This is a genomic window from Ochrobactrum sp. BTU1 (genome assembly GCA_018798825.1).
Taxonomy (GTDB): Bacteria; Pseudomonadota; Alphaproteobacteria; order Rhizobiales; family Rhizobiaceae; genus Brucella.
In genome coordinates this window covers 1534427-1549880 of record CP076355.1, presented here as the reverse complement: position 1 = coordinate 1549880, position 15454 = coordinate 1534427, and the positions used below count along the sequence as shown (strand labels likewise).

Here is a 15454-nt window from a genome sequence, read left to right as displayed (position 1 = left end):
GTATCGAACACGAATTTGCGGCCGCAGGAGAGCAGCGTGGGAAAATTATCCCTCAAGAATATTGTCAAGAGCTTCGGCCAATTTGACGTCGTCAAGAACGTATCCCTTGAAGTGAGAGAAGGCGAGTTTATGGTCTTTGTCGGACCATCGGGCTGCGGCAAGTCCACACTTCTGCGCATGATCGCGGGCCTTGAGGATACGACATCGGGCGATATCGTCATCGATGAAAAGCGCGTCAACGACCTGCCTCCGGTCAAGCGTGGCATCGCGATGGTGTTCCAGAGCTATGCGCTTTATCCGCATATGAGCGTTTACGAAAATATTGCCTTCCCACTGCGCGTAGAAGGTGCGGACAACGCTACCATTAAGCGCAAAGTGGAACATGCGGCTTCGATCCTACATCTGGATCAGCGTCTTGAACAGAAGCCTGGCATGTTGTCCGGCGGGCAGCGTCAGCGCGTAGCCATTGGCCGTGCGATTGTACGTGAACCTAAGATCTTCTTGTTTGATGAGCCGCTTTCCAATCTCGATGCAGCGCTTCGCGCCGATATGCGTATCGAACTGACAAAACTGCACAAGCAGCTTGGAGCAACCATGATCTATGTGACGCATGATCAGGTTGAAGCCATGACCATGGCCGATCGTATCGTGGTGCTTGAAGGAGGCAACATCTCACAGGTTGGTACGCCACTCGAACTCTATCATCGTCCACGCAACAGCTTCGTTGCTGGTTTCATCGGCAACCCGCGCATGAATATGCTGCCGGTGACGTTTGCTGGCTTTGAGAGCAATGGTTATGCCCGTTTGAAGCTCGCAGACGATGAACTGGTTCTCCCGGTTCTTTGTGAAGAAGCCGCTCGTCCAGAAGTGGGCCAGCCGCTGACACTAGGCATTCGTCCCGAGCATGTCACGATTGGCGAGGGCTCGACCTCAATTACCGTGCGTTCTTCCGTGATTGAACGCCTTGGACAGCAGACCATCGTCTACAGCGTGCCGGAAGGCATGAGTGAAACCTTCTGCATCATCACGCCTGGTACAGCACCGATCAGCGGTGATGCCGAAATCAAGGTTGGTATCAACCCACAGTCCTGCCATTTGTTCGACAGCAAGGGCATCGCGTTTACGCGCCAGGGGGATTTTGCAGATTTAGCTGCGGCCTGAAAATAAGCGTCCGGTCAAATGTTTGCATTTGGCCGGATCGGCCGTCAGCCCAGATTACGACGGTCAGATGGATAACTGTAATAAAGTGGAAATATCAGTCCATAAGGGATCATTGATACTTCAACCGCCGGTTCGTGGTCTGTCGTTCCGTTCGTTCTCGATTTTTTTTGCTGTATGGTTTCGCAGCTATTGGAAAGGGCGATGATGATTGATGCCCAGGCAATGAAGGGCAGCAAGGCTATCACGATATAGACATAGCTTGTGTAATCCATCCGACCATGATGCCCCTGCTGATTGAGCTGAACAAGAAATCCACTTCTCAAAGGCGAACCGTTTTTAGCTTTCTTTTCTCTATTCAGCTGCCACCATGGCTACGCCGGTATCGATTGTGTAGTGGGTTGGACGCAACGAGACATATCCGTTGCGAATTTCAAGAACATGCGAATAGACGCTTTCGCCATTTTCCAGCGTTGGAAGTTTCTCTTCATGCATGATGCTGATGACAATCGCATCAGGGCAGCGCGTCTTGAGCGCTGTATGAAAGCGAAGCTTTGATACAGGATCAAGCGCGCCTGTAGCTTCATCAAGGAAGATGACAGCCGGCTTGTGAAGTAGAATGCGTGCCAGCACCAATTTCTGCTTTTGTCCACCCGAAAGCACCATATCCCACGGCGAGCCGTCGGCATCTGCGTCGTTCATACGTTCGATAAATTCACCGAGACCAGCTTCATGCAGCACGACAGCAATAGAGAGGTCGTTGAACTCAGCTTCATCATCAGGAAGGCAGACGAGCTGTTTCAGTGAGACCGAAGGAAACTTTGCTTCCTGTGTTGCATAAATTGACTTCGCATTTTGCGGATAGATAATGTCACCGGTGCCATAGGGCCAAAGTCCGTTCAGTGCTTTGATGAAAGAGGTTTTCCCGGAACCGGACTCTCCTCGCATGTAGACCCAGTCACCACTGCGGATGTTTATCACGCCCGAACGCAGGAACGGTGCTTGAGTGTCTGGCCCCTGCATAAGCGTGAGATCACGAACGGAAAGACCGAAGCGAGAATGTTGGGTTGAGAATTTGAAGCGGTTGATCCCCGACGCTGCATAGAACGCAGCTGGTTCCTGAACATTGTCGATTGCCTGGGCGAGACCCGTCACGCGCCCGGCATTTGCCCTTAGATTGGCAATGGCTGGCATGACCTGAATGAACCAGGAGCAATCATTAATCATGGCTGCAACCAGTTCAGCGCCCGTCACATAATTGCGGAAGCTGACAGCGCCGCTCATATAGGGAACAAGGCCCGGAATATAAGCAATGATGCGGTTGGACATGAATCCATAGGCTTGCGAAAAGGCCAGATAGGCAGCATCAAAGCGGTTAAGTTTGTTCCAGGTGCCATCAACTTCTTTGTAAAGACGCTTGTTCACGGATCGCTGGACGGATTCGCCATCTGAGGCTGATATCTGAAAACTGCGGCGCAGAAGCGTGGTCCACTCTCCACGATAGGAACCTTCAGCTTTCTGCATACCGAGATTAAGACGCTCCAGCTGGCGGCCAATCTTGATCGCAATCAGTGTGCCAATCGGCACATAGATAATGATCGCGGTGAAAGCCAGAACTGCACCACCATAAGAGCCGAGGAACTCGAGGCCGGTTACTTCGGTCGAAATCTCCAATAGTTTCTGGCCGACGAAGAAAGCCGAAAGCACGACGCCGACAACACCCATCACAAGACCGATTGCACCGCCCGTCATACCCTTGATGGATTCCTGCAGGCGCTGGTCAACGTTGTCGGGAAGGTTTGAACCCTTGCCCTGCTGCAGATGAAAATGGGTGTGATTTCGATCCAGCATTGCATCAGAGAAGCTATCGTTTAGCCATTTACGCCATTTGCGGTGCAATGTCGTCGACAGAAGATGTCGTAAGCCGACCAGAAGCACATCCTTGGCCAACATCAGGAGGATCAGTACGCCAGCATTCATAGCAATTGCCATAAGCGGGTTCTGAACAGGGGCGCTTTTCACATTGACGATCGAGTTCATCAGAAGCCCGGAAGCTTCTGCAACCCATACGGTGGTTTTGCTGATGAAGGCGGTGAAAACGAAGATAGCAAATGTAAGGGCCCAGGCTTCTTTCCAGCGATCGGATACCCAGTAAGCGCGCATAAGGCCCCAGAAGGATGTCATCTGGGACACGGCAGAGCTATTCCTTACCTGTAAGGACTGCTGTTTTATCTGCCGTATTTTTTCCAATATGCACCTCGTATCAAAATAGCCTGCTATTGCGATTGTAACGCAGTGTAACAGATTGCAACAAACTGTGGTTAACGAAGTGTTAATAGTCAACACAAACGGCGATCACATTTGTGGGTACGTTTTGAAACACATCGCAAAGACATGAAATCGTTGCGCTAATCGCAACCTACAATTTTTGTGTAATCTGTGATTAACGGGATATGTGGCATGCAAGTCACGCTTATTTTGGCGTGCAGTCTCGACTTCTTGCCGAAGCAGCTTTTCGCTGTGTGATGCAAATCACCATCGTTTCTCGATCGACCAAGGGGCGCTTCAGCAGATTGTCCGAGATATCTGACTGTCATAATCAACAATATTGAATGTGTTTGATCCCAATCAAAGAGAATGAAACGGAGTCGGTCTAAATCTCCAACAGCGCGGTTCTTCGGGCACCATCATGATGCTGCAGAGGCCGGCCCATGGAGATGAAATTAGATGCGTAAGTTTGCGATTCCCTTCGCAGCATTCGGACTTTGCTTTGCGATGGCTGCTCCCGCCTTGGCCGAAAATATTGAGGTTCATATGCTCAATAAGGGCGCTGAAGGTGCAATGGTTTTTGAGCCTGCCTACATCAAGGCAAATCCCGGCGACACGATTACATTCATTCCGGTCGACAAAGGACACAATGTCGAGTCGATCAAGGACATGATCCCGCCCGCTGCGGAAAAATTCAAAAGTAAGATTAACGAGAATTACGTTCTTTCCGTCTCCGAACCCGGCGCATATTTTGTCAAGTGCACGCCGCACTATGCGATGGGCATGGTTGCTCTGATCGTTGTCGGTGATAATCCGGCCAATCTTGAAGAAATCGTTGCTACCAAGAAGCCCAAACCCGTTCAAGCGCGCCTCGAAAAGGCAATTGCCAGCGCGAAATAATGGGTTTCAAATGTGCAGCGTTGCTGCATAACTCTATGATGCTAGAGCGCAGGTCAATTCGAGACAGATACGATGCGCTCTGGCTGCGGTTCCATGATGAGGACGTCATGACGATAAAGGAAGGCCTGCTGGCCACCCCCGCAGCCTCAACTGCTCAAACACCCCCCTTCGCAATGCCCTCCGAACGTCGTGGAGCCATCGCTCGCGGCAATAAAAAGACGGGCCCGGCGATCTTCAGCTATGGGTTTCGCCCATTTTTTCTGGGTGGTGCAATATGGGCCGTTCTGGCCATGCTGCTCTGGATACTCTCTCTCACATTCGGTTTGACGGTTGGCGGCGCGTATGGCGCGCTCAATTGGCACGCGCATGAGATGGTGTTTGGCTTTTCGTCGGCCATTCTTGCTGGATTTCTTTTGACAGCCGTTCCGAACTGGACTGGCCGCTTGCCAGTTTCAGGACAATCCCTTGCCCTGCTGTTCAGTGTGTGGCTCTTAGGACGATTGGTTTTTCTGGTTCCCGATCTCGTTGATCTCTATATCGCAATCGGCATTGAAAGCCTCTTTCTGCCGTTGCTTTTGTTTATCGCTTCGCGCGAAATCATTGCCGGTCATCAATGGAAGAACCTCAAGGTTTTGATCGGCGTGGCAATCGTTATGCTTGCCAATATCTGCTTCCATTATCTGGCTATAACAAACGGAGACATAGCCATTGCCAATCGCGCCGGAGTTAGTGCTTATGTGCTGCTGGTTATGTTAATCGGTGGACGTATCATCCCAAGCTTCACCCGTAATTGGCTTAATCGTATGGGCGCCAATCGCTTTCCGAAGCCGTTCAATCGCTATGATGGTCTTGCTATTGTTGTTGGTGCCATCGCCTGCGTGAGTTGGACTGTGGCACCGGAACATTCGCTGACGGCGGTCATCGCAATCATTGCAGCTTGTCTGCATCTTGTGCGGCTTTATCGTTGGCGTGGATGGAGCGTGGCAAAAGACAAGCTCGTTCTTGTCCTACACGTTGCCTATTTCTTTGTGCCTGTCGGTTTCGTTGCCATAGCGGCGGCGGCAATCGAACAGCTCAATCCATTTTCAGCTCTTCACGTTATGACTGTGGGCGTTATTGGCTGCATGATGTTGGCAGTGATGACGCGAGCCACCCGCGGGCACACGGGACGTGAACTTGTCGCGTCGCCCACAACCCAAATCGCCTATCTGTGCCTGATACTGTCAGCGATAATCCGACCATTCGCGGAAATGATGCCAAATTTCTTTCATACATTGCTGGCGGCCTCGGCGCTTTTCTGGATGCTGGCCTTTGGTCTGTATGTATTGGAATATGCGCCCATGCTGATGACGAAACGTCGTCAGCGTACTGAATAATGGATGTTGAATGGGCCGTTAAACGGCCCATTCAACATCCGTGGTGAAGGCAATCGTCAGCCAGCGATCTGGACCTTCGCCGCCAAGCGCATCGCCGATTTCATCGCGTAATGCATCCCATTCTTCGAGCTTTCTTGCGGGCTGATCGGGGGGCACGATGAAGTAGAGTTCGATCTGCTTTCCGCGCCCAACCTTGGCGACATAGGCGCGATAAGACTTGAAGCCATTGCGCTCAACGACTTCTTTTGCAACCTGATCCACATGGTGCTTGAGATCGAGAGGTGTCACAAGCAGCATGTCTGCAAGGGCCTGCTTGATGGTCCCGATCGGCATCGGAATGATTGCGATACAGACTAGGGCGAGAACAGCGGGATCGATATAAGGTGTCACCCAGTCGAACCGGGTACCCTGAATGAAATAGCCGACTACAAACGCGATCAGGAGTGCAGCGGTTATGCCACCTGACATGATCCACGCCTTGGCATCAAGCGCAATGAAGTCGGATTTCAATCTGCGGTTGGCACGGGTTTCGAGCCACGCCATGCCAAGGCATGCAATCAGAGCAACAACTGCATAGAAGATCGCGTAACTGAATTCGAGGTCGCGGCCACCATGCATCAGACTGCCGATGGCATTGATGAGTGCGTATATCGCTACCCCCGTCAACATGATGCCATTGAGGCCTAGAACCATCGGTTCAAGATGCCAGAAACCCATGGTGAAGCGATCACGCAATTTCCCGCTTGGAGGTTCTGGTAGCGCAGACAATGCGATGAGCCGGGCAACAACAAGTGCAAGCCCGCTCATCGCAGCGTCCGCAAACATGTAAACACCGTCAAAGACAATAGAAAATGATCCAGACAAAAGGCCGAAAACGACACCAAAGCCTGCAACAAAAATAGTAACTGCTATGGATATTTGAAGAATAGATTGTTCACTACGCAATTTTTACTCCGAATTGACACGCAGCGCGCGGCAATAGACGTTGGGAGGAGAAATGCGATTGCCGGACTGCGGCTGAAATCTATAGGAATATTCTTGAAGAGGCAAATCTTCCTTGTGGTAACTTATTCGCCTTGGAAGTCTCCCGGCGGTTCTCCGGGAGACTTGTTGGTCAGATTACTGCGATTGCTGATCCTTGACGAAGGTGCGATCGGTCTCGCCCTTGAAGAAGTCTCGGCCATAGATAATCAAGCAGAGTACAACGCCGGTGGCAAACGCCCATCCAGCACCGCGCGTCGCCAGAACGGCACCCGTGACACCAGCGATGCCAAGATCACGTTGCGAGCGGGCTTCCATCACGCCGATGCGAACGGAAACGTAGCCCTGGATGAGCAGTGTCAGGGTTAGCGCCACACCCAGGATCGGCTGAACGAGCGTCACGATTGGCATCAGGAACAAGCCTGTATTGGTGCCCCAGCGGAACGAACCCGCACCGCCGAAGAGCGAGTGCATCGACTTCTTGCCCTTTGAGAAGCGTTCGCAGATGACGACCTGCATCGCAGCCCATACGGGTCCGCACATTGTCACATCGGGACCGAGAACCGACATGCCGGTGTTACGGATACCGAAAACAAGGTGGGCGCGGTCGGCGCTGTAATCGATCTTTTCATCCGGGCGCTGAAGCTGTGCTTCGCCGAGGATCGACTTGGTTTTCAGAACGTCACCGAAAAGAACGATATAGGTAGCGAGAACCGTCGGCAGAGCCGTCAGGAACATCGAGAGGGGCGGCAGGCCGAGACCAAAGATCGTGTATTCGCGCCAGAGCGTCGTGAAATCCGGCGATGAGATCGTCCACTGGAATTCGGGCCATTTTGCTTCGCCAAATAGTGGAGCGACAATCACGGCGAGCAGGATGCACGGCAGAACGCCGAGCTTTCCGATCAAACCGAAAAAGCCACCATTGCGCGAAAGGCGTGCGAACTGCGGCGAGAACATCAAATAGAAGCACAGGCCGATCGAGATCGCGATGGTGAACGGGAAAATGTCGAAGTTGCCGCCGACCTTAAAGACCGAAATCACCGCTGCAAAGCCAGCACCAATGATAATACCGGATTTGATCGCCTGCGGAATAGCGGCAATCACGCGATTTGCGATGCCAGTCGCGCCGATGAATATCGATAATAGCCCCAATGTCATCTGGAAGGATACAAGAGCATGGATCCGCTCCGGACCTTCGGGAAAGGTCGCGCAATACGCCATAATGAGCGGTACGGCAGGGGTGATCCAACCCGGAACGACCGGGTCGCCGAGCAGGTGATGGGTGAGGTAGAACAGGCCGTTGAGAACGACGACGGCCAGCGCCACTTCAAATGGCATTCCGAGCAATTCGGCCATCAATGGAATGGCCGAGAGGTCGACTGCACACATCAAAAGGCCCTGACAATAATCAGGCCACTCGAATTTATAGTGAACGAAAGGCAGACGGATTTTGAACGGTCCGGCAGGCCAATATGGCTGCTCCTGACCGTCGATGCGTTCAGTGCTCAAGGTTTTACTCCGAAGGAACGAAACAGCGCTCCCGAAGAGCGGCGATGATAGCCACGCCTTCCGGGATGCTGTTTGAATTGTCAGTGTTGGATCAGAATGCTTCGCGATAAAGCGCCAAGGCGTCAGCTTCTGTTACTTCAACTGGGTTGTTCCCCAGAAGACGTGTCTGAAGCATTGCATCGCGAGCAAGCGTTTCGAGGCTTTCTTCGGTGACACCAACGTCCCGCAGGCGGCGTGGTGCTCCAGAGCGGTTCATCAGGTCTTCCATATAATCAACGAAAGCTGCCGAACGTTGCTCCGTCGTGCCCTCCGACTTGTCGAGCAACAGGTCTGCAAGCTCTGCATAAAGTTGAGCTGCGCCCGCCATGTTGAAGCGCAGGACTGGTCCCAGCATCAGGGCGTTGGAAAGGCCATGGGGCACATGATAGTGACCACCGAGCGGGTAAGCCAATGCGTGAACGGCGCCAACCGGCGAGTTGGAGAAGGCTTGACCGGCATAGTTTGCTCCAAGCAACATGGCTTCGCGTGCATGGCGATCATTGCCGCTTTCGCAGGCAGCAACCAGATTGGCTGACAAGAGCTTTAGCGCTTCGCGCGCGAATGCGTCAGAAAGAGGATTTTTCTTGATACGGCTGGTATAGGCTTCAATGGCGTGAACCATGGCGTCGATGCCGGTGGCTGCCGTGTGAAGCGCCGGCAGACCGCATGTCAGTTCGGCATCCAGAATGACGAAATCTGCATAAAGCTGACGGGAAACGACGCCCATCTTGGTGGTTTCACCCGTGGTTAGAATCGTGATGTTGGTCACTTCCGATCCGGTGCCAGCAGTGGTTGGGATCTGGATCAGCGGCAGCCGCGTACCCTGCACTTTACCTATACCATAAAGCTCGGACAGTTCCTGTTCGGAGACGATTAGCACTGCAGCAAGCTTTGCAATGTCCATCGAGGAACCTCCGCCGAGGCCCAACACGATATCGCAACCCGCTTTCTTGGCTTGATCGACACATTCAAACAGCACTGATTCCGGTGGATCAGCAACGACGGAATCAAAAATGCTGATGCCGAAGCCAGCCTTCTCAAGCGAAACAAGCGCTTCGTCCAGGGCGCCAGCCTTGTGCAAGCCTTTGTCGGTCACGATGAGGATTTTGCGTTCTGAGAAACGTTCTCCCAGAACTTCGCCGAGACGCTTTGCAGCCCCCCATTCCACAAGCATTGAGCCAACCGTGTCGAACGAAAATGGCTTGATACCTACAGTCATTATTTCCACCCTTATTCAAATTTTTCCCAGAGCCGAGGTCTCTCATTCCTCGCCGGCACAGAGGCGCTGGGTTTCAAACGATCCAGCTTTCACGTATAGGAAAGCCGGATCGACAGTTTTCCGATGCAGCCGTTGCACCGGTTGTCCGAAGAGATGCTTGGGAGGACCTCTTCTTAATTGTTCAATATATTGAACAATGTTCAGGATTTAGTAGATCGATACAGGATATTTAGCCCAGCTGTCAAATTATCCCTTCGACCAAGACGAAGGATTTTAATCGATTCAATAGCTTCCTGGAGGAGACCGTTCTTCAGCTTATTGATTTCCTTAAACTCTTTGACGCTCGGTCCACACGGCATTGTGAACCTAGGGTGCGACTATACCCAAAATCCTTGTAGTGGACGGCCACGTGCGCTGGAACGTAAGCTTAGGAACACGTTCATTCATGGGAGCAAGGGAGGGCTTCATGGAAGTAACGATCATCACAGGTGCATCCGATGGTATCGGCGCTGAAACCGCGCGGCAGCTCAGTGCGCGGGATGGGGTGCGGGCAGCACTGGTTCTGGCTTCACGCAATGTCGAGAAGTTGCAGGGACTTGCTGTGGAGCTTGAACATTTAGGCAGTCAAGTACTGGTCGTTCCAACGGATGTTACGGACCACAATGCCTGTATTGAGCTTATTGAAAAGACGGCTACTGCGTTTGGGCGGATCGATACGCTGATCGTGAATGCGGGGATGTCGGCCCATGCCAATTTTGCCGAGATAAAACCGGAAGATTTGCAATGGATGCATGATCTGATGGAGCTTAACTACTGGGGCAGCGTCTGGCCGATCCATGCAGCACTTCCGCATCTCGCCAAAACCAAAGGCCGCATTGTAGCGGTTTCATCTGTTGCGGGACTTATAGGTGTGCCGGGACGCACCGCCTACAGTGGCACCAAATTTGCGCTTTCAGGGTTCTGCGAGGCACTACGATCGGAGCTTGAGGCGAGCGGAATTTCGGTGACGATCGTTTATCCGGGTGTCGTCAAAACTGACATTCGCACCAGGGGTTACAGCGCGAGCGGTGGCGTGCTTGGCACAAGCGGTGTGCGCGAAGACGATATGATGTCTGTTCAGCGGGCAGTCGAGCTGATGCTGAATGGAATCGCCAATCGCAAACGCGAAGTTTTGTTGACGCGTCAAATGCGTTTGGGGCGCTGGTTGAAACTTTTGGCACCACATATAGTGGACCGCATGGCTTTAAAAGCCATAAAGCCCGAGTTTCGTCCCAAAGCGATTACGCCTGTGGAATAGTCGGCTACATATCCCTGCTATTCACAGGCTGGACGAAACAAAGGTTAGATTTAGTTTTTTTGATCTGTCTATCCATTGACGACTTTTTAACTTCAGCTACTATATCTTGTGTTCAAGGTTCTTACGATTCGTGAGGATCAAAAGCGAAGATGGGAATACGGTGCGCGGTATCCATGATGGATGTTGTTAAGCCGTAGCTGTCCCCGCAACTGTAAGCGGCGAGCTCATATCCAGATGTCACTGGCGCAGGCCGGGAAGACGGATGCGGGCGTTGAGTCGTGAGCCAGGAGACCTGCCTTGAACAAGAACGTCCACGGGCGGGGTGTCCGGTTGGCGCGCGATAAGTTGTGGCATTGTAATGCCATGTCTTTTTGGTGCCCCGTATATCCCTCTCATAAGCTTCGGGGTGACAAGCATGTCGAGTAATTCAAGACCAAACAGTTCAGGTCCGCCCTTTACGGGTTAGTTTGAAGGATTCGCGCTCTGAAAGCGCGTTGAGCCTCTCAGTTTTCGTTGCTTTTCACGCACATTTTGCCATGTGCGAATGCCTTGTTGCGTCTTCATTTGCCTGAGGCGCAGTGGATAAAAACATCTGTCTATACGCATTCTCCAACGCCAGATGCTTTTGCGAAAGTGCTGGAAATGCTCCATCCCCAGTGAGGAAAAAATGAACGTTACCGTCTATAGCAAGCCCGCCTGCGTCCAGTGTACCGCAACCACCCGCGCGCTCGACCGTCAGGGCATTGAATATGATGTCATCGACATTTCTGCCGATGCTGATGCTTATGATCTCGTTCAGGGCCTCGGATACCGTCAGGTGCCGGTTGTTGTTGCGGGTGAATCCCATTGGGCGGGTTTCCGTCCGGATATGATCAGCTCGCTGGCGTAATGCCGGTCTACTGCCGGGGTTTGTGATGGGCCAGATCGTCTATTTTTCCAGCCGATCGGAAAACACGCATCGCTTTGTGCTGCGTTTGGGAATGCGTTCAAAGCGTATTCCGTTGGAAAGCTACGAAGACAATGCTGGCCTGTTGCGGGTCAACGAGCCTTTTGTGCTCGTAACGCCAACCTATGGCGGCGGCGGCGCGAAAGGCGCTGTTCCCAAACCGGTCATCCGCTTTCTCAATGATGCGGATAACCGATCCCTCATTCGCGGCGTCATTGCCGCTGGAAACAGCAATTTCGGAGAGGCCTTTGGCCTCGCAGGCAACATCATTTCTGCCAAGTGTCAGGTTCCCTATCTCTATCGTTTCGAGTTGCTGGGAACCGACGAAGATCTTGGCAATGTTAAAGACGGGATGGAACGATTTTGGACACGGCAGACACAACCTTGACCCGTGAGCGCGAGACGGTCGCCTCATCGGAAAAGCAGGAGCCATCTGCGGCAACGGGTGCTGCATCGGGTAGCAAGCCACAGAAGCTTGCTGAGACCTCGCTTGATTATCACGCGCTCAATGCGATGCTGAACCTGTATGATGACGAGGGAAAGATTCAGCTGCATCGCGATCGGCAGGCGGCACAGCAATATTTCCTGCAGCACGTCAACCAGAACACGGTTTTCTTCCACAATCTGCGTGAGAAGCTCGATTATCTGGTCGATGAAGGCTATTACGAACAGGAAGTACTGGATCAGTATTCCTTCAATTTCGTGCGCGATCTTTTCGATCATGCCTATGATAAGAAATTCCGTTTTCCGACCTTCCTCGGCGCGTTCAAATATTACACCAGCTATACGCTGAAAACCTTCGACGGTAAGCGCTATCTCGAACGCTACGAAGACCGTGTTTGCATGGTGGCGCTTGCGCTTGCGCGTGGTAATGAACAGCACGCACGCGAAATGGTCGATGAAATCATTGCGGGCCGTTATCAACCGGCAACACCAACCTTCCTCAATGCAGGCAAAAAGCAGCGTGGCGAACTGGTCTCGTGTTTCCTGTTGCGCGTTGAAGACAACATGGAATCGATTGGTCGCTCCATCAATTCCGCCTTGCAGCTTTCAAAGCGCGGCGGTGGTGTGGCACTGAGCCTGACCAATATTCGTGAATCCGGTGCACCGATCAAACAGATCCAGAACCAGTCTTCCGGCATCATTCCGGTGATGAAGCTGCTTGAGGATTCGTTCTCCTATGCCAACCAGCTTGGTGCGCGTCAGGGGGCGGGCGCGGTTTATCTGCATGCCCATCACCCCGATATCATGCGCTTCCTCGATACCAAACGCGAAAATGCGGACGAAAAAATCCGTATCAAGACGCTGTCGCTTGGCGTTGTGATCCCGGACATCACGTTCGAACTCGCTAAAAACGACGAGGATATGTATCTCTTCTCGCCTTATGACGTCGAGCGCGTCTATGGCGTGCCGATGACCGAGATTTCGGTCACCGAAAAATACCGCGAATTGGTTGATGACGGCCGTATCCGTAAGAAGAAGATCAACGCACGTGACTTCTTCCAGGTGCTGGCGGAAATTCAGTTTGAATCCGGCTATCCTTACATCATGTTTGAGGACACGGTGAACCGCGCCAATCCGATTGATGGCCGCATCACCATGAGCAATCTCTGTTCTGAAATTCTGCAGGTGAGTGAAGCCAGCATCTTCAATGATGATCTGTCTTATGAATATCTTGGCAAAGATATTTCCTGTAATCTCGGCTCGCTCAACATTGCAGCAGCCATGGATAGCCCGGATTTCGGAAAGACCATCGAAACCTCCATTCGAGCGCTGACGGCCGTTGCAGACATGAGCCATATCGGCTCCGTTCCTTCGGTTGCGCGTGGCAATGATGAAAGCCATGCTATCGGCCTCGGTCAGATGAACCTGCACGGCTATCTCGCTCGCGAACGAATTTTCTACGGTTCGGAAGAAGGCGTCGATTTCACCAATATCTATTTCTACACGGTGGCCTATCACGCAGTTCGCGCGTCCAATCTTATCGCTGTTGAACAGAAAAGTTCGTTCAAGGGCTTTGAGAAATCGAAATATGCGACGGGTGAATATTTCGACAAGTATACCGATCAGGCCTGGCAGCCTGCAACGGAGAAGGTTCGCGAGATTTTCGAGAATGCCGGAATTGCGATCCCGACGCAGCAAGACTGGCAGGAACTGAGAAAGGCCGTCATGGAAGGCGGACTTTATAATCAGAACTTGCAGGCCGTGCCGCCAACAGGCTCGATCTCCTACATCAATCATTCGACCTCTTCGATCCATCCGATTGTTTCCAAGATCGAGATCCGTAAAGAGGGCAAGATTGGCCGCGTCTATTACCCGGCCGCCTTCATGACGAATGATAATCTTGAATATTATCAGGATGCTTACGAGATTGGCCCGGAGAAGATCATCGACACTTATGCAGCGGCAACGCAGCATGTCGATCAGGGGCTGTCGCTTACACTTTTCTTCCGCGATACCGCCACCACGCGCGATATCAATAAGGCGCAGATCTACGCCTGGAAGAAGGGCATCAAGACGATTTATTACATCCGACTGCGCCAGATGGCGCTTGAAGGCACGCAGGTAGAAGGCTGCGTTTCCTGCGCCCTCTAGGATCGCGGATATTCAGGCTCTGGCGAACTGCAAATGGCATTGTTCTGCGAGCCGGTGCTCCGGGTACTTTTATGTACGCTGCGCTCCGGCTCTCGAACCCCACCATTTACTGTACGTCTTAGCCAGAATCTCACGCCGATCCAAATCAAGGTAGAGACAAATGAATATGCAGTTTAAAAACAACAATGCGAAAAAGCCGGCTGTCGTGCGGGCCATCAACTGGAATAGGGTCGAAGACGACAAAGACCTTGAAGTCTGGAACCGTTTGACCGGCAATTTCTGGCTGCCGGAAAAGGTGCCGCTTTCCAATGACATTCAGTCGTGGGAAACGCTGAAAGCTGAAGAGAAGCAGCTCACCATCCGCGTGTTCACAGGCCTGACGCTTCTGGATACGATCCAGAGTGCTGTTGGCGCTGTCAAACTGATGGATGACGCCTCGACCCCACATGAAGAAGCGGTTCTGTCTAACATTTCCTTCATGGAAGCGGTTCATGCGCGTTCTTATTCGTCGATCTTCTCGACGCTATGCTTGACGCCTGACGTGGACGATGCCTATCGGTGGTCGGAAGAAAACGAATTCCTGCAAAAGAAGTCGCAGCTGATCCTCGACAATTACAATGCTGAAGATCCGCTCAAGAAGAAGATTGCCAGCGTGTTTCTGGAAAGCTTCCTGTTCTATTCCGGCTTTTATCTGCCAATGTACTGGTCGAGCCGCGCCAAGCTTACCAACACGGCCGACCTCATCCGCCTTATTATCCGCGATGAGGCTGTTCACGGCTATTATATCGGCTACAAATATCAGCGCGCGCTTGAGAAGCTTGATGAAGTCAAAAAGCAGGAGATCAAGGATTTTGCCTTCGACCTAATGCTGGAGCTTTACGACAATGAGGTGCGTTATACCGAAGCGCTATATGATGGCGTTGGTCTCACCGAAGATGTCAAAAAGTTCCTCCACTACAATGCAAACAAAGCATTGATGAATCTCGGCTATGAATCTCTGTTCCCTGCAGAAGCCTGCAAGGTAAACCCGGCTATCCTCTCGGCGCTTTCGCCGAATGCCGACGAGAACCACGACTTCTTCTCCGGCTCCGGTTCCTCTTATGTGATCGGCAAAGCAGTCGCGACGGAAGACGAAGACTGGGACTTCTGATAAAAAAAGCGCGCTG

13 protein-coding genes and 1 riboswitch are annotated in these 15454 nt (G+C 52.2%); of the genes, 8 read left to right on the top strand and 5 right to left on the bottom strand.

The features are described from left to right. Positions 1 to 36 precede the first annotated feature (36 nt). Positions 37 to 1161, top strand: coding sequence for a sn-glycerol-3-phosphate ABC transporter ATP-binding protein UgpC (ugpC, locus tag KMS41_18515; protein ID QWK79454.1), 1125 nt, complete (start codon positions 37 to 39; stop codon positions 1159 to 1161). Between the two features lie 44 nt (positions 1162 to 1205). Here the strand turns inward: ugpC and KMS41_18510 are convergent, their stop codons facing one another. Together KMS41_18510 and KMS41_18505 are read right to left on the bottom strand one after the other, a co-directional pair. Then, a complete protein-coding gene (locus KMS41_18510) occupies positions 1206 to 1433 on the bottom strand; it encodes a hypothetical protein (protein QWK79453.1) in 228 nt (75 codons plus the stop codon). A 79-nt stretch (positions 1434 to 1512) separates the two neighbouring features. Beyond that, on the bottom strand, positions 1513 to 3351 hold the full coding sequence (locus KMS41_18505; protein ID QWK79452.1) for an ABC transporter ATP-binding protein/permease: 1839 nt from the start codon (positions 3349 to 3351) through the stop codon (positions 1513 to 1515). Between the two features lie 534 nt (positions 3352 to 3885). Between KMS41_18505 and KMS41_18500 the strand changes: the two genes are divergently transcribed. Together KMS41_18500 and KMS41_18495 are read left to right on the top strand one after the other, a co-directional pair. Next, positions 3886 to 4326 (top strand): pseudoazurin, encoded by a 441-nt coding sequence (locus KMS41_18500; GenBank protein ID QWK79451.1) that lies wholly within the window; start codon positions 3886 to 3888, stop codon positions 4324 to 4326. Between the two features lie 107 nt (positions 4327 to 4433). Next, positions 4434 to 5702, top strand: a complete 1269-nt coding sequence (locus KMS41_18495; protein QWK79450.1) for an NnrS family protein — start codon at positions 4434 to 4436, stop codon at positions 5700 to 5702. A gap of 18 nt (positions 5703 to 5720) precedes the next feature. On the opposite strand, the gene KMS41_18490 is transcribed toward KMS41_18495, so the two are convergent. The 3 genes from KMS41_18490 to KMS41_18480 all read right to left on the bottom strand — a co-directional run bounded on the left by KMS41_18490 (position 5721) and on the right by KMS41_18480 (position 9450). Next, a complete protein-coding gene (locus tag KMS41_18490; GenBank protein QWK79449.1) occupies positions 5721 to 6647 on the bottom strand; it encodes a cation transporter in 927 nt (308 codons plus the stop codon). 174 nt (positions 6648 to 6821) lie between these two features. Further along, a complete protein-coding gene (locus KMS41_18485; protein ID QWK79448.1) occupies positions 6822 to 8192 on the bottom strand; it encodes a hypothetical protein in 1371 nt (456 codons plus the stop codon). Between the two features lie 91 nt (positions 8193 to 8283). Then, positions 8284 to 9450, bottom strand: coding sequence for an iron-containing alcohol dehydrogenase (locus tag KMS41_18480; GenBank protein ID QWK79447.1), 1167 nt, complete (start codon positions 9448 to 9450; stop codon positions 8284 to 8286). Between the two features lie 466 nt (positions 9451 to 9916). On the opposite strand from KMS41_18480, the gene KMS41_18475 reads away from it, so the two are divergent. The 5 genes from KMS41_18475 (at position 9917) to nrdF (ending at position 15438) form a co-directional block, all read left to right on the top strand. Further along, positions 9917 to 10747, top strand: coding sequence for an SDR family oxidoreductase (locus tag KMS41_18475; GenBank protein QWK79446.1), 831 nt, complete (start codon positions 9917 to 9919; stop codon positions 10745 to 10747). 98 nt (positions 10748 to 10845) lie between these two features. Then, positions 10846 to 11062, top strand: a riboswitch (cobalamin riboswitch). A 352-nt stretch (positions 11063 to 11414) separates the two neighbouring features. Continuing rightward, the gene (gene nrdH / locus KMS41_18470; GenBank protein QWK79445.1) at positions 11415 to 11636 is read left to right on the top strand and encodes a glutaredoxin-like protein NrdH; all 222 of its coding nucleotides are present in this window, start codon (positions 11415 to 11417) and stop codon (positions 11634 to 11636) included. Positions 11637 to 11661: 25 nt separating this feature from the next. Continuing rightward, entirely contained in the window at positions 11662 to 12081 is a 420-nt protein-coding gene (gene nrdI, locus KMS41_18465; GenBank protein ID QWK79444.1) for a class Ib ribonucleoside-diphosphate reductase assembly flavoprotein NrdI, read from the top strand. Continuing rightward, complete coding sequence (gene nrdE, locus KMS41_18460) at positions 12057 to 14288, top strand: class 1b ribonucleoside-diphosphate reductase subunit alpha (protein ID QWK79443.1); 2232 nt, start codon at positions 12057 to 12059, stop codon at positions 14286 to 14288. The genes nrdI and nrdE overlap by 25 nt, the downstream gene beginning before the upstream one ends. A gap of 160 nt (positions 14289 to 14448) precedes the next feature. Then, positions 14449 to 15438 (top strand): class 1b ribonucleoside-diphosphate reductase subunit beta, encoded by a 990-nt coding sequence (gene nrdF / locus KMS41_18455; protein QWK79442.1) that lies wholly within the window; start codon positions 14449 to 14451, stop codon positions 15436 to 15438. Positions 15439 to 15454 lie beyond the last annotated feature (16 nt).

Excerpts from the sequence above, each read along its gene's own strand:
- KMS41_18510 (QWK79453.1), bottom strand. The coding sequence starts at position 1,433 with ATGGATTACACAAGCTATGTCTATATCGTGATAGCCTTGCTGCCCTTC.
- KMS41_18500 (QWK79451.1), top strand. The coding sequence starts at position 3,886 with ATGCGTAAGTTTGCGATTCCCTTCGCAGCATTCGGACTTTGCTTTGCG.
- KMS41_18495 (QWK79450.1), top strand. The coding sequence starts at position 4,434 with ATGACGATAAAGGAAGGCCTGCTGGCCACCCCCGCAGCCTCAACTGCT.
- KMS41_18480 (QWK79447.1), bottom strand. The coding sequence starts at position 9,450 with ATGACTGTAGGTATCAAGCCATTTTCGTTCGACACGGTTGGCTCAATG.
- KMS41_18475 (QWK79446.1), top strand. The coding sequence starts at position 9,917 with ATGGAAGTAACGATCATCACAGGTGCATCCGATGGTATCGGCGCTGAA.
- nrdH (QWK79445.1), top strand. The coding sequence starts at position 11,415 with ATGAACGTTACCGTCTATAGCAAGCCCGCCTGCGTCCAGTGTACCGCA.
- nrdI (QWK79444.1), top strand. The coding sequence starts at position 11,662 with ATGGGCCAGATCGTCTATTTTTCCAGCCGATCGGAAAACACGCATCGC.
- nrdF (QWK79442.1), top strand. The coding sequence starts at position 14,449 with ATGAATATGCAGTTTAAAAACAACAATGCGAAAAAGCCGGCTGTCGTG.